This is a genomic window from Caloramator sp., assembly GCF_020054765.1.
Classification (GTDB): Bacteria; Bacillota; Clostridia; order Clostridiales; family Caloramatoraceae; genus Thermobrachium; species Thermobrachium proteoclasticum.
The window spans coordinates 1-14,014 of record NZ_JAIHAO010000047.1 but is presented as its reverse complement, the minus strand read 5'-3'; the positions used below and the strand labels follow the sequence as shown (position 1 = coordinate 14,014).

The 14,014-nt window shown below is 31.4% G+C and carries 12 protein-coding genes and 1 riboswitch; of the genes, 11 read left to right on the top strand and 1 reads right to left on the bottom strand.

The features are described 5' to 3' along the window. Positions 1–202 precede the first annotated feature (202 nt). From JG776_RS11070 to JG776_RS11050, 5 genes are all read left to right on the top strand, one after another. Positions 203–1,615, top strand: coding sequence for a LysM peptidoglycan-binding domain-containing protein (locus tag JG776_RS11070; protein WP_291967497.1), 1,413 nt, complete (start codon positions 203–205; stop codon positions 1,613–1,615). 157 nt (positions 1,616–1,772) lie between these two features. Beyond that, positions 1,773–2,282, top strand: coding sequence for a GNAT family N-acetyltransferase (locus JG776_RS11065; protein WP_291967495.1), 510 nt, complete (start codon positions 1,773–1,775; stop codon positions 2,280–2,282). Between the two features lie 43 nt (positions 2,283–2,325). Further along, the gene (locus JG776_RS11060) at positions 2,326–3,252 is read left to right on the top strand and encodes a methyltransferase domain-containing protein (protein ID WP_291967493.1); all 927 of its coding nucleotides are present in this window, start codon (positions 2,326–2,328) and stop codon (positions 3,250–3,252) included. Positions 3,253–3,264: 12 nt separating this feature from the next. Next, on the top strand, positions 3,265–4,533 hold the full coding sequence (locus JG776_RS11055; protein ID WP_291967491.1) for an SLC13 family permease: 1,269 nt from the start codon (positions 3,265–3,267) through the stop codon (positions 4,531–4,533). A 397-nt stretch (positions 4,534–4,930) separates the two neighbouring features. Continuing rightward, positions 4,931–5,794 carry a putative manganese transporter gene (locus JG776_RS11050; protein ID WP_291967490.1) on the top strand — a complete coding sequence of 288 codons (864 nt, stop codon included), beginning with the start codon at positions 4,931–4,933 and terminating at the stop codon, positions 5,792–5,794. A gap of 108 nt (positions 5,795–5,902) precedes the next feature. Here the strand turns inward: JG776_RS11050 and JG776_RS11045 are convergent, their stop codons facing one another. After that, positions 5,903–6,355: a hypothetical protein gene (locus tag JG776_RS11045; protein ID WP_291967488.1), complete on the bottom strand. Its 453-nt coding sequence runs from the start codon at positions 6,353–6,355 to the stop codon at positions 5,903–5,905. A 143-nt stretch (positions 6,356–6,498) separates the two neighbouring features. Beyond that, positions 6,499–6,674: riboswitch (cobalamin riboswitch) on the top strand. A 169-nt stretch (positions 6,675–6,843) separates the two neighbouring features. Between JG776_RS11045 and JG776_RS11040 the strand changes: the two genes are divergently transcribed. The 6 genes from JG776_RS11040 to JG776_RS11015 all read left to right on the top strand — a co-directional run bounded on the left by JG776_RS11040 (position 6,844) and on the right by JG776_RS11015 (position 13,893). Further along, complete coding sequence (locus JG776_RS11040; RefSeq protein WP_291967486.1) at positions 6,844–7,695, top strand: energy-coupling factor transporter transmembrane component T; 852 nt, start codon at positions 6,844–6,846, stop codon at positions 7,693–7,695. Then, positions 7,685–9,298 (top strand): ABC transporter ATP-binding protein, encoded by a 1,614-nt coding sequence (locus JG776_RS11035; protein ID WP_291967484.1) that lies wholly within the window; start codon positions 7,685–7,687, stop codon positions 9,296–9,298. The genes JG776_RS11040 and JG776_RS11035 overlap by 11 nt, the downstream gene beginning before the upstream one ends. Then, positions 9,295–9,912, top strand: coding sequence for an ECF transporter S component (locus tag JG776_RS11030; protein WP_291967482.1), 618 nt, complete (start codon positions 9,295–9,297; stop codon positions 9,910–9,912). Before JG776_RS11035 ends, JG776_RS11030 begins: the two co-directional genes overlap by 4 nt. After that, positions 9,909–12,272, top strand: a complete 2,364-nt coding sequence (locus JG776_RS11025; protein WP_291967480.1) for a DUF4430 domain-containing protein — start codon at positions 9,909–9,911, stop codon at positions 12,270–12,272. The genes JG776_RS11030 and JG776_RS11025 overlap by 4 nt, the downstream gene beginning before the upstream one ends. 11 nt (positions 12,273–12,283) lie before the next feature. After that, positions 12,284–12,958 carry a DUF4430 domain-containing protein gene (locus JG776_RS11020; RefSeq protein ID WP_291967477.1) on the top strand — a complete coding sequence of 225 codons (675 nt, stop codon included), beginning with the start codon at positions 12,284–12,286 and terminating at the stop codon, positions 12,956–12,958. A 101-nt stretch (positions 12,959–13,059) separates the two neighbouring features. After that, positions 13,060–13,893, top strand: a complete 834-nt coding sequence (locus JG776_RS11015) for a Cof-type HAD-IIB family hydrolase (RefSeq protein ID WP_291967475.1) — start codon at positions 13,060–13,062, stop codon at positions 13,891–13,893. Positions 13,894–14,014: the final 121 nt, after the last annotated feature.

The window sequence follows — 14,014 nt, the reverse complement described above, 5'->3', positions numbered from 1 at the left end:
GTAGGACTTTTTCAAACAAAGAAAAGCTTAGAATTGCTTAGCGAAATGAATCGATGCCCAAGAAATCCTTCATGGGGCTAATCAATATATAACTTTTTTAACAGCCTGTAAAAATCCGCCTATGGGGGATTTTTTACTTTATATCCTTTTGATAAATATAAATCTTCATATTTGGAAAAAATAAGGGGAAGGAGGTGTTATTATGTCAATCTTTCGTGGATATAATTTAGAAAGACATAGAGATGACTATGTACTTATACTTTATGTAAATACAAATTCAGTAGAGATTTCCTCTGAACTTGGCGAAATTATAAAGAAAAACTGTCAGGATTTAAAGGAATATGTTCAAAAAATAATAGAGGATAAATTCCCAAATATAAAAATATCCTCTGCTAAAATAATGCTTGGGACTATGCTCCTTGCAACAATACCCCTTGGGATAGATGCATTAGGAACAAAGGCAGAGGCATCTATTACTACTTCACAGCAAATTCCAGAGTTTTATACAGTAAAATCAGGAGATACCCTATGGAAAATAGCTCAAACTTTTGGTGTTTCTATAGATAAAATAAAAAGCCTTAATGATTTAAAAACTGATACTATATATGTTGGTCAGATCTTAAGATTGAGGGAAGAGATAAAGGAATCATTAACCTATTATGATACATATACAGTAAAATCGGGAGATACATTATGGAAAATAGCTCAAACCTTTGGTATTTCAGTCTCTCAACTTAAAACCTTAAATAATATGACTACAGATACTATATATCCAGGTCAGATATTAAAGGTAAAAGAGAATATTGTCTATGGAAGTTTTTATACAGTAAAATCAGGGGATACACTCTGGAAGATTTCTCAGAGTTTTAGGGTATCGGTTGATGAAATAAAAAGATTAAACAATTTGACAACAGACATCATAAATATTGGCCAGAGGCTCTTTATTCCTGATAAGACTATAGAGGAGGTAAAACCACCTACAATAACTCCAACTCCTGTATATGAGTGGCCTGCTGTTACATACATTGTGCAGCCTGGGGATACTGTCTATTCTGTTGCTAAAAAGTTTAACACTACAGTTGACAACATATTAAGATATAATTATATGTCGCCTGACGATTGGCTTGACGCTGGGGATAAAATAGCAATATCAGGATATGCACCAAGAGTGTATACTGTTACTCCAGGTGAAGCAACCTCTCCTTCCACAAGAGGTAAAATTGTAGATTGGTTTTTAGAAGGACAGTACATAATAAAAAGAGGAGATATATTTACAATAGTCGATGTTCAGACAGGCAAACAGTTTAAAGTAAAGATGATGGGAGGATACAACCATAGTGATGTGGAACCTTTAACAGTAGAGGATACAGAGGTAATGAGGAGCTTATTTGGAACTTGGCAGTGGAATCCAAGACCAGTTGTTATATTTAAAGATGGTATGAATATTGCAGCTTCATTATCAGGTATGCCCCACAGTGCACAGATAATTACAAATAATGGAGTAACAGGACATTTTGATTTATACTTAAAAAATAGCCTCCCACACAGTCAGGATACATCAAGTGAGTATGTTGAGGCACATTATAGGAATATTAACACAGCAGCAGGACTATAATTTAAATAAATATAAATAATTGCGATATTTAAGGAAAAAAAGATAAATATAGAGCTTTATTCCCTCTAAGTTTTCTTTACTTTTGTATAATAAAAATGTAAAATAAATTCGTAGATTTTATATAAATATAATAAGATTATAATTTGGAGGAGTTGTAATGTTGGTTAGAGAAGCTATTCCAAGTGATGTCCCGTCTGTCGCCAAGATACACATGGATGTTTGGAAGGATACTTATGAGGGAATAATTCCAAATGAATTTTTAGAACATAGAACCTATGATGAACTTGAGGATACTTGGCTTGATAGACTATTTGAAGACCCTGAAACAAGAGAATATATGTTTGTTGCAGAAAATGAGGATGGAGAATTAGTTGGATTTATTGTTTTTTCAACAGACGGATTTGAAAACTATCAAGGAGTTATTAAGTCAATCTATGTGTATAGTGACTATCAGCGTCAGGGGATAGGAACAATGCTTTTTAATGCTGCAGTAGAAAAGTTGGCTGAAGAAAACATTAAAAATTTAATTGTCTGGACCTATAAGGATAATAAAAATAGAAAATTCTATGAAAAGATGGGTGGAAAAGTGTTTAGGGAAGTTGTAGTTGATGTTGAAGGTAGAAAGGTTGCAAAAATAGCCTATGTATGGGATAATATAAAGCATTGATAATTAGGCTGCGTTATGCAGCCTTAAATTTTGAGGTGAGAGTATGTTTTTGTATTACATTAATTACAGACCAGATGAAGCTGAACTATGCAATTTAGAGATGAGGGTAATTTTTAATAAGGATTTAAGTGAAAAATATTTCTTAAGTGAAAAGGATTTTGATATAAATAGAAGTGTTTTTATAAAGTATAAAATAGATATTCTGGCAAGCTCAAATAGTTTTGATGAATTAATTAAAAAGGTTGAGGAGCTTAATTTAAACCAAGAAAAATACAAAGTAAAGTATTTTGATGTAGATGATAAGGTAAAGGTTGAATTTAATGAAAAGCATAGGCTTGAGGGGATAATTGGAGAGAGAATAGAGGGAGATGTTGATGTTTATAATCCTAAAGTTATGTTTGCATTAACTTTAGTTGATGGAATGTGGATATTTGGTAGGTACATAAAAAATAGTGGAGAATGGCATAAGCACGAACATAAGCCTGTTTATTACTGCAATGCTCTTCCTGTTAGAATAGCAAGAAGTATGCTAAACATAGGTCTTGGGGATAATCTTGATAAAAAGGTTGTAGACCCCTGCTGTGGTGTGGGAACGGTTCTTCTTGAGGCAGCAGCACTTTCTGTAGATATAGAGGGTTATGATATAAATGATAAGGTAGTAGAGAATGCAGTAAAAAATATAGAGTTTTTTGGATATGATGTAAAGGTTGAAAATAAAGATATAGCTGATGTGGATAAAAAATATGATTTGGCTATAATTGATTTACCCTATGGGATTTTATCTGTAACCTCTGATGAAGAGATTATGCACATTTTAAAGTCAGCAGCAGGAATAACAAAGGAGGCAGTGATTGCTGCTGTAAGCGACATAAGAAAGGAGTTAGAGGAAGCTGGATTTAAGACATTAGATTATGCAATAGTGCCTAAAAAGCATTTTAAGAGGTTTATATTTAAATGTATATTGAAATAAGGGGGACGAATGATGAAGACATTAGCATTAATATTATTTTTACTAACGTATCTACTTTTAATACTTATGCCAAAATATAGAACTCAGGTGGCAGTTGTTGTTGCATTTTTGTTTGTATTATTAGGAATTCTTCCTTACAACAAGGTTTTTAGTACTATAGACTGGAATGTTATTTTAATGATTACAGGAACTATGGGGATAGTTTCACTTTTTATTGAATCAAAAATGCCTGCCGCAATGGCTGATTTTATAGTCGATAGGGTGGGTTCTGTAAAATGGGTTATTATTTCACTATCCTTGTTTGCGGGTATTGTTTCAGCTTTTATAGATAATGTTGCAACAGTCCTTATTATTGCACCGGTTGCACTAAATTTAGCAAGAAGAATAAACATTTCACCTGTATATATGCTAATTGCAATATCTATTTCTTCAAATCTACAGGGAGCTGCAACATTGGTTGGTGATACTACATCACTGCTTCTTGGTGGATTTGCAAATATGGATTTTTTAGATTTCTTCTTTTTCAAGGGAAGAATAGGATTGTTTTTTATAGTTCAACTTGGTGCGATAGTGGCATCCTTTGTTTTGGTAGTATTTTTTAGAAAATATAATCAGCCTATCCATCTTGAAGAGAGGGAAAAGGTTGAGGATATGTTCCCAACATATCTAATTTTATCAATGGTTGTTCTTTTAATTTTAGCATCATTTATACCAAATAAACCTTCCATTACAAATGGTTTAATATGTGTTATTCTATTACAAATAGGATTAATTAAGGAACTTTTAATCAATAAAAATAAAGATGCCCTAAATGCAACTCTATTACAAATAGATTACCAGACAATATTAATTTTGATGTCTCTTTTTATAATAATAGGCGGAATAACAGAAGTTGGAGTTATTAACGACATTAGCAAACTATTTTTAAAGTTTGGTAATGGGGGATTATTTACAATATATTCCCTATTTGTTTGGTTCTCTGTTGTGGTTTCAGCCTTTATTGATAACATTCCATACACTGCAACAATGCTTCCAGTTGCAGCAAAGGTGGCAGCTGGTATGGGGATTGAACCATATGTTCTATACTATGGACTTTTGGTTGGTGCAACATTAGGGGGAAATATTACACCAATTGGTGCATCGGCTAATATAACTACACTTGGTATTTTAAGAAATGAAGGATATGAAGTTAAGGCAAAGGATTTTATGAAGCTAAGTGTACCTTTTACACTATCTGCGGTAATTTCTGGATATATAGTAGCTTGGTTAATTTGGATGTAGGTTTTTAAGTTTTAAAATAATATTTTTATGATACCATAAACAATAAATGAAGTAACAAGATGTATGAAATAAGCTTTAGAGCTTATACAGGCTGTTTAAAAAGTTATATATTGATTAGCCCCATTAAGGATTTCTTGGGCATTCTTTCATTTCGCTAAAGCTCATGAAAGAGCCTTTTGAAATCCTTTCATGGGGCTTTTTCATACTTCAACTAACGATTGGATTGTCAACAATCTGAATAAGCTTTAGAGCTTTTAAAGATATTTGCTTCACATTGCTTATGGTGTTTTTATTTAATGTGAAACTAATATTTAAAATTTTATGTATATATTGATATAATTTGGGAATAATATTATAATAGATAATGCAAATTATTTGCAAATAGAGGAGGGGTATTATGGAATTTTTACACGAGGCATTGCACGATACAATAATAGCACTACCTATACTTATAGTAGCCTTTGTTTTCATCGAGTTCATTGAACATAGGATGGGAAAAAAGTATGATTATAAGATAAAAAGTGCAGGAAAGTTTGGACCTATAATTGGTGCAGCCCTTGGTATTGTGCCACAGTGTGGTTTTTCAATACTTGGAGTTATGTTTTATTTTCAGGGTTATATTACATTAGGTACACTTCTTTCAATATTTTTAGCAACCTCTGATGAGGCACTTCCTGTATTGATTTCAAATACAGAAGCTATGGATAAGGTGCTACCTTTTATTCTTCTTAAGTTTAGTATTGCTGTCGTTTGGGGATATTTAGTTGATTTTGTGCTAAAGTCCAGAGTAAACGAAGTAAACGATACAGGAGCAGAACTTGCAGCCACCGATGAGTGTTTAACAGACCACTTTGATTTCAAAGAAGTCTTATATCATTCAATAAAAAAGAGTTTAAAAATATTTATATATATGTTCTTAATTAATTTAGCACTTGGATACTTAGTGGAAACCTTCCAAATTGATAAAAGTGTAGGTATTTTAGGTAAATCATCCTTTGTGCAGCCTATATTTGTTTCATTGGTGGGACTTATTCCAAACTGTGCAATATCAGTTGGAATAATTCAGGCCTTTGTTTTAGGAATAATTAGCTTTTCAAGTGCAATTGCAGGGCTATGTGCAAATGCAGGTTTAGGTTTAATATTTTTAGTAAAGGAGTCTAAAAATAAGCTTGATGCGGTAAAAATTATAGGGCTTCTTTATGGTATAAGTGCCTTAACGGGAGTTTTATTAATGGCAGTCATATCACTTATAACTTATTAATAAGTTTTATATTAAAAAGCCCCAAAAAGGAATTTTAGGTTAATATATCCTTAATGGGGCTAATTAAATTCTATTTTTTATAAATTAATATCTAAAACGTATTTATTTTCATAAACGATTTTGATTAGGTTTATCGCTAATTAGACTTATGGCATAATTAAAGGCATCCTCTAAAAACTCTTTGCAGCATTTTCCTGATGGATTTTGTGTTTTGCATCGGCAGTTTTTCATAGCATCAGTTGCATTAACTAATTCTTGAAACGTCTTAACCTCCTGCTTTTCAACTACAAGTTCGATGATATCCTTCAAGGTAACATTTCCACAGTAACACACGATAGGATTTTCTTGATTTTTATACCAAACAGGTACCTTTATATCTCTTTGGAAATATACTTCCGATGTTTCATTGTTAAAATAAACTATATCGCAATCTGGATTTTTACATAGACCATATTCGCTGGATTTTAAATGTTTTTTAAAGTGGTCATTAACAAGACTTTCAACAGTTATTCTTTGTACTATGTCTCCTTCAGTTTTACATAATGGGCAAATATATTCCATACCATCCCTCCGAAATACTGTTTTAAATTAGTTTATATTAAAATTATGATTAAGTAAATAGTAAAATGTTAACTTGGATAAATATAAAGAAAATTTTAAAAAAACGTTGATTATTTTCTTAGAATATTATATATTATATTTGAAAAGTAAATATTTTTACAGGTGCCATATTTTATGGTTAAAAGGGAAAACGGTTAAAATCCGTTGCAGCCCCCGCTACTGTGAGTGGTGACGAAGCCTAAGTATACCACCTTATTGGGAAGGTTAGGTAGAGGATGAACCACAAGCCAGGAAACCTGCCTGTAAAGGGATAAAGTTACCTTCGGAGGGAAGGGAGACTTAAAATATTAAGCATAGTATTTTAAGGCCCTTACTGGGCCTTTTTTTTATGATAAAAGGGAATTATAAATAGAAGTATAGTATTTAATAAAATTAACTTAGATATTTTCAATATTTAATCATAGATAATTATTTATGGAGTGAAAAAAATGAATAGATATTCTTTACATATATTGTCTATAATTTTATATGCACTAATGATAGTTTCTATATGCTTTTTAACTATGAATCCTTTGGTTTTATTAAGTATTTTAATTTGCGAATTAGTTGTGTTTTTATATTTTAATAAAAAGGAACTTATAATTTCAACAGTTAAGGTATTTTTACCTCTTTTAGCTATAACAGTTTTTATAAATTTACTATTTGTTAATGCAGGAGTGGTAGTGCTTTTTAATGTTTTTAACAAGTATATCACTCTTGAAAATTTAATATATAGTGTTTTGTTTGCAGTAAAACTTCTAATAATAATTTATTTATTTTATATATTTGAAATTTATATAGATTCAGATGCAGCATTATCTTTTTTTTCATCAAAGATGCCAAAAACAACATTACTTTTTATGGTTTGTTTTAAACTTATTCCTACGATGAAAAAGAAATTAAAGGATTTAAGGGATATTTATCAAGTTAGAGGGGTTGAGTTTAACAGTAAAAGTAGATTCCAAAGGATAAAGGCACAAATTCCACTTATTATTGTTTTAATAGAGGAATCCCTTGAAGCTTCCTTTGATATATCAGAGTCTGCCTACATAAGAGGTTTTTTATCAGGTAAAAGAACTGTATTTAATAAAAGCAAATTTAAACATATTGATTATTTAGTTTCAATAATAAGTATAATATCTATTTTCTACTTTTTAATTGTTAAAAAGGTTACTGATTACAATGTATATGATGATTATAAATTAACATTAAATCCTTTTACCTTTTCGGTATGTGTATTAGTTTTTGTTTTAAGTTTTGTAATTAATTATTACTACAAGGAGAATGTATATGCAAATTAAAATACAAAATTTAAATTATTATTATCCAAATTCTAATGAAAAGGCATTAGATGATATAAATTTAGAAATAAAGGATGGAGAGTTTATTTTAGTTGCGGGATATTCTGGTTCGGGAAAATCCACTCTTGCAAAATGCATAACAGGAGCAGTGCCAAATTTTTATGGTGGTAAAATAGGAGGCAAGGTTCTTTTAGATGATGAAGAAATACTAAAGATAGATGAAAGAAGAAGAGCTTCGCTTATTACTATGGTTTTTCAAGATCCTGAAAGGCAGCTTTTGATGAATAAGGTATATAGGGAAATAGCCTTTGGTCTTGAAAATATAGCATTAGATGAAGGTACTATTAAAAAGAGAATATGGGAGTCACTTGAGTTTTGTGGAATTACAGATTTATATGACAGGGATATATCAACTTTATCTGGTGGACAAAAGCAGAAGGTTGCAATAGCTTCAGCACTTTCCTTTATGCCAAGGTGTATAATTTTAGATGAGCCAACCTCACAGCTTGATCCTGTAAGTGCAGATGAAATATTAAATATTGTAAAAAAGATAAATAGAGAGCTTATGATAAATGTTATTGTCATAGAGCAGAGGGTGTCAAGATGGTTTGACAGTATAGATAAACTTATAGTTATGAAGGATGGAAGAATTGAATTTGTAGGTACAAAGGAAGAGGCTTATAGGATAAATAATAGTGTGGTACATCAATTTTTTCCTTCAAGAATTAAGGTTGCGAAAAAGATTGGAATTGAACAATATCCTTCAGATAGTAGAGTAATAAAAAGTAGGTTGAAGGATATAAGTTTAAAGAGCATTAACAAAGAAGAAAATAAAGGAGAAGATAGGCTTAAGGTTGATAATATAACAGTAAAATATGGCAGTTTTACTGCTGTAAAAAATGTTGGGTTTAGCATTAAAAACGGAGAAATAGCTGCCCTAATAGGACCAAATGGTGCAGGAAAATCAACACTTTTAAAGTCAATCATAGGGCTTGTTGATTATAGGGGAAATATACTTTTAGATGGAAAAACTATGAATAAATTAAGCATAAAGGATAGGGCACTGCAAATAGGATATCTTTCTCAAAATCCAAATGACTATATTACCAAGGATACAGTTTATGAGGAACTTCTGTTTACTCTTAACAATTTTAATATAAAGGATAAAGGGATTGTAGATGATATACTTAAAAAATTAGATTTATATAAACATAAGGATAAAAATCCAAGGGATTTAAGTGGAGGAGAGAAACAGAGGCTTGCACTTGCAAACACACTTATATTAAGACCTAAGGTTCTTCTTTTAGATGAACCTACAAGGGGAATAGATAATAATATTAAAGGTGAAATAGCAAAAATTCTTAAAGGGCTTGCAGATGAAGGTGTATCTATAATTTTGATTACACACGATATAGAGTTTGCAGCAGATATTTCAGATAAGTTTATATTAATGTTTAATGGTGAGATAGCAGAGATGGGAGATAGAAAGGTATTAGAGGATTGCATCTTTTATACAACAGAGATAAATAAGTTGATTAGAGAATTTAAGGGCGGAATTTTTACCTATAAACAGTTTATAGAGGCTTTGGAGGGAAATAAGTGAACATTGAACTTTTTATAAACTTTTCTTTAATTTTTATTTTATTTGCTGCCTTTATATATTTTGAAAGGAGCAAAATGGGGACAAAGGAGATAGGGCTTATTGCAACATTAGGTGCAATTGCAGGTGTTTTTAGAATTCCTTTTGGTGCAATTCCAAATGTCCAGCCAACTACCTTTATAGTTGCGGTATCTGGAAATGTATTTGGGCCCTTTGTTGGTTTTTTAGTAGGCAATGTAGCTGCTTTTGTTTCAAATATTTTTCTAGGCCACGGTCCCTGGACAATATGGCAGATGTTTGCTTGGGGATTGGTTGGAATGATTTCTGGTTTTATTAGAAAAAAAATAAAATTAGAGTATTTTTCAATAATATGTTTTCTTTATGGCTTTATGTTTGATTGGATTATGAATCTTTGGCATATTATAGGCTTTATAAGGCCTATTAATATAAAAACAATTACCTTAGCCTATTTATCAGGATTAGTATTTGACGTACTCCATTCAAGCTCAAACTTTATTTTCTCAGTTCTATTTTATGATGAAATGTACAAGATACTAAAACGATTTAAAAATAGGCTGGAGGTAACATATATTAAAGAAGTGGGGGGAGATGTATGAAAAAAACAGTTTCCAGAATAGTTCTTTCTATCTTTATACTATTACAATTTTTAGCAATACTTCCTAAGCAAGCTTTAGCAAATTCAAACAGTGTATATGTAGTTGTAGAGAGCAATCAGGGTATAATTGCAGAGGGAGAGACACAAAAGACTAACGCCCTTGATGCTTTGGATGAGGTTTTAAAATCAAAGGGAATAAGCTATGTATTAAAGGACAGTGGTTATGGAAAGTATATTTCAGAAGTTAATGGACTTAAGGAAGGAAGTTTAGGTGATTATTCAGGTTGGATGTATGCTATCCAAAGGGATGGAAAGTATGAAGTGCCTATGACTTCAATTGACGGGACTGAACTTAAAAAGGGTGAAAAACTATTACTATACTATGGCTGTTATCCAAAGCCATATTTAGCAAATGATATAAGTTTCTCAACCTTAAGTCCTAACAAGGCATTGACTATTACGTTTAACAATTATGATGATTGGACTAATACAGTAACTAAAATAGAGGGATTTAAGGCTGAAATAGATGGAAAAAGTGTAGAGGTTACAGAAAATAGAATAGAACTTCCACAGGGACTTAATGAGGGAGTACACGAGCTTAAGTTTTATGATTTTAAAGAGGAAAATGAAATTCCTAATATAGTAGCAGATGCAATTAAGTTTGAAATAAAAAAACCAAAATTTACAATAAGAGTAGAGGGATTACTTGATACTATTGTAAGAGGTGAAGTAGAGGAAAAAACTGCTCTTTCAGGATTAGAAAAACTTCTTAACAATAATAGTATTTCATATACGGTTAAAGAAAGTAAGTGGGGCAAATATGTTGAAGAAATAAATGGTCTAAAGGCTGGTAAATTTGGTGGATATGATGGATGGATGTATTATATAAAGAGCAAAAATAAAATAGAGACTCCTATGACTTCAATAGAATCATATATTCCAAACGATGGTGATGAGATAGTTGTATTCTATGGAGATTCTACAACAGCTTATGTAAACAATATAAAGTTTACTCCAGATATTGTAGAGGCAAATAAACCTTTTAAAATCCAATTTGCATATACTTATTTTGATTGGTATCAAAACAAGGAGGTAACAACTCCAATTGCTGGTGCTATTGTAACGGTTGATGAAAAGAATTATATAACAAATGAAAATGGAGAGATAAGCATAGAAGGTTTAGAAAAGGGAATCCACAGCTACAAAATAAGTGGTTATAATGTGGATAAATCCCCAACTGTTGTTAAGGATGAGGGTGTATTTAATATTGATGGAGTAAATAGCCCAAGTTTAGATTATAGAGATAGTGCTTATACTGAAGTTATCTCAAAGAATAATAACCTAATAAAGAAGAATATAGAAGAGGATTTAAATTTAACGTTAGGTTACATTGAAAAGAACCAATTAGATATGTGGGCATTTTTAAGCCTTTCAAAGATGGGAAAAAAGATAGATGAAAAGCTAATTGAGGATGCAGCAAAGGAACTTAAATCCTATGGAATAGATGAATATACAAATACAGATATAGAAAAGTTAATTATTACATTGACAGCAGCAGGATATAGTCCATACAACTTTGCAGGATACAACCTAATGGAGGAACTATACAATAAGAGAAGTATAGATAAATTCCTTATAAACGATGCTATTTTTGCACTTCTTGCGTTAGACTATACAGCCGATAAGTCGAGCTATAAAATAACAAGAGAAAAACTTGTTGAGTTTATACTTGATAAGGCAATTACAGTTAATAAAAATGGTAAAGAACTATATGGATGGACTCTAAATTCTGAAATGGGAATAAACCCTGATATTACTGGTGTTGCTCTTACAGCCCTTTCACCTTATATGTCAAATGAAAAGGTAAAGGCATCAGTAGATAAGGCTGTTGACAGTTTATCTAAAATGCAGATAGATTCTGGATATATACCCGATAGCTTTGGAAGCTTTAGCGAAACAATTTCATTTGTAATATTAGGACTTACTGCGGTTGGAGAAAATCCAGAGGGAATTAAGTTTACAAAGACAAATGGAGATTTATATTCTGCACTTTTAAGCTTTAGAGTTAATGATGGACAGTTTGCCCACGAATTAAACAAGAAGGCTGATTATATGGCAACAGAACAAGCCTTAAGAGCACTTATTGCAATAAGGGAGTTTAAAAGGGCAGGAAAGTATAATTTCTTTGGAAATAATGTGGATGTTAGTAAGCTAAAGGTATTTGAATATACTGGTGAGGAGGAAGCAAAGAAGCTACTTCCAAAAACAGGTGATATGTTTGATGCAAATATAGTAGCGGTATTATCAATTTTAATGATATTATTAGGTATAGTTTTGATTAAAAAGCAAAAAAGGGCTTAGGAGGCAGTCATATGAAAAAGAAGTTACTGCTAATTGTAGTAATGCTTGTTTTATCAGTTACAGCAATATCTTTTGCAGGCAGTTTACAAAATAGGCTTCAAAAACCAGTAGTAGAGAATATTGAATTGAATAATAAAGAGGAAAAAAAAGTAGAACAAAGGGATGAAAATAAAGATAAGGTTGAAGAAAATAGTGTTAAGGACAAAAGCCAAGGTAATGATAGTGCGGTTGTAAAACAAGAACAGAATAAATCAAGCGAGGCAAAAAAGGAAGAAAGTAAAAATAGCACAAATAGTCTAAATAAAAATGAGGAGAGTAAAAATAAAACAGAAAAGAACAATGTCTCAAAGAATAATAAATCTGCAGCTTTAAAACCAAATGTTTTTATAATTGATACAATAAACAATAAAGTAATTTATAAGGGCTATGTAGACATCAATTCAAAAACTGCAGGAGATGTTACATTGAAGGTATTGATAGATAATAAGATATCCTATAGAGCCAAGGGAACAGGAGGTAGTATTTACTTTTCATCAATTGCAGGGTTAAAGGAAAGGGATTATGGTGCAAATAGTGGTTGGTGTTATTTTGTAAATGGTGTAAAGCCTTCTGTAGGTTCAGGTTCATATACTTTAAAGGATGGAGATGTATTAGAGTGGAAATTTCTTGAGGACGGGCTAAAATAGCCTGTCCTTAAATTTTAGAATATGAATAAAAAGTTTATGTTTTATATTTTTATTATTTTATAGTATAATTTTTAGGGAATATTAGCGAAAGGATGATAGCTTTGAAATACAAATTGATAGCAATGGATATGGACGGAACACTATTAAATAGCCAAAAGCAGGTGACTGAATATACTAAAGATGTCTTAAGGAGGGCATCTGAGAAGGGGATTAAGTTGGTTATTTGTACAGGTAGGATTTTCACCTCAGCAAAATCCTATGCAAGAATAATAGGCACAAAGGCACCTATCATAGCGTCAAATGGAGCATATATTCGTGAAAAGGATAGAAATGAGGTTATATATGAAAAATACATAAAAAAAGAAACTCTATTGGATATAATAAAGGTTACAAGAGAATGGGGATTTTATCCACATATATACACAACTGATACTATATATTCAGAAAAGCTCATACATTCATCCTTAAACTATTCAAAGTGGAATGAAACAGTTCCAGAGGATGAAAGAATAAATATACAGATAGTAGACAGCCTTGAGGATGTTGTTGAAAAAGAGGGAGAGAATTTCTTAAAGGTTGTTGTTATGGCTCTTGAAGATGAGGTAGAGAAGCTTCAGGAACTAAAAAAATATATTAGAGATAATATGGATGTTTCAATTTTTTCATCATATATGAACAACTTTGAGATAATGGATAAAGAAGTGTCAAAGGGTAATGCATTAAAAAGGCTTGCGGAATTTTTTGATATAGATAGAGAAGCGATAGTTTGTTTTGGTGATAATGAAAACGATAAGACTATGTTTGAATTTGCAGGTTTTCCTATAGCAATGGGAAATGCGGAGGAGGAAATAAAAGAGATAGCAGCTTATGTAACAGATACAAATGATAACGATGGAGTAGCAAAGGCTATAGAGGAGTTAATACTTAGGGAGTAGACAAAATCTTACTCCCTTCAATCTGTTGAAAAAGTTATATATTGATTAGCCCCATGAAGGATTTCTTGGGCATTCGTTCATTTCGCTAAGCAATTCTAAGCTTTTCTTTGTTTGAAAAAGT

Excerpts from the sequence above, each read along its gene's own strand:
- JG776_RS11070 (WP_291967497.1), top strand. The coding sequence starts at position 203 with ATGTCAATCTTTCGTGGATATAATTTAGAAAGACATAGAGATGACTAT.
- JG776_RS11065 (WP_291967495.1), top strand. The coding sequence starts at position 1,773 with ATGTTGGTTAGAGAAGCTATTCCAAGTGATGTCCCGTCTGTCGCCAAG.
- JG776_RS11060 (WP_291967493.1), top strand. The coding sequence starts at position 2,326 with ATGTTTTTGTATTACATTAATTACAGACCAGATGAAGCTGAACTATGC.
- JG776_RS11055 (WP_291967491.1), top strand. The coding sequence starts at position 3,265 with ATGAAGACATTAGCATTAATATTATTTTTACTAACGTATCTACTTTTA.
- JG776_RS11050 (WP_291967490.1), top strand. The coding sequence starts at position 4,931 with ATGGAATTTTTACACGAGGCATTGCACGATACAATAATAGCACTACCT.
- JG776_RS11045 (WP_291967488.1), bottom strand. The coding sequence starts at position 6,355 with ATGGAATATATTTGCCCATTATGTAAAACTGAAGGAGACATAGTACAA.
- JG776_RS11040 (WP_291967486.1), top strand. The coding sequence starts at position 6,844 with ATGAATAGATATTCTTTACATATATTGTCTATAATTTTATATGCACTA.
- JG776_RS11035 (WP_291967484.1), top strand. The coding sequence starts at position 7,685 with ATGCAAATTAAAATACAAAATTTAAATTATTATTATCCAAATTCTAAT.
- JG776_RS11025 (WP_291967480.1), top strand. The coding sequence starts at position 9,909 with ATGAAAAAAACAGTTTCCAGAATAGTTCTTTCTATCTTTATACTATTA.
- JG776_RS11020 (WP_291967477.1), top strand. The coding sequence starts at position 12,284 with ATGAAAAAGAAGTTACTGCTAATTGTAGTAATGCTTGTTTTATCAGTT.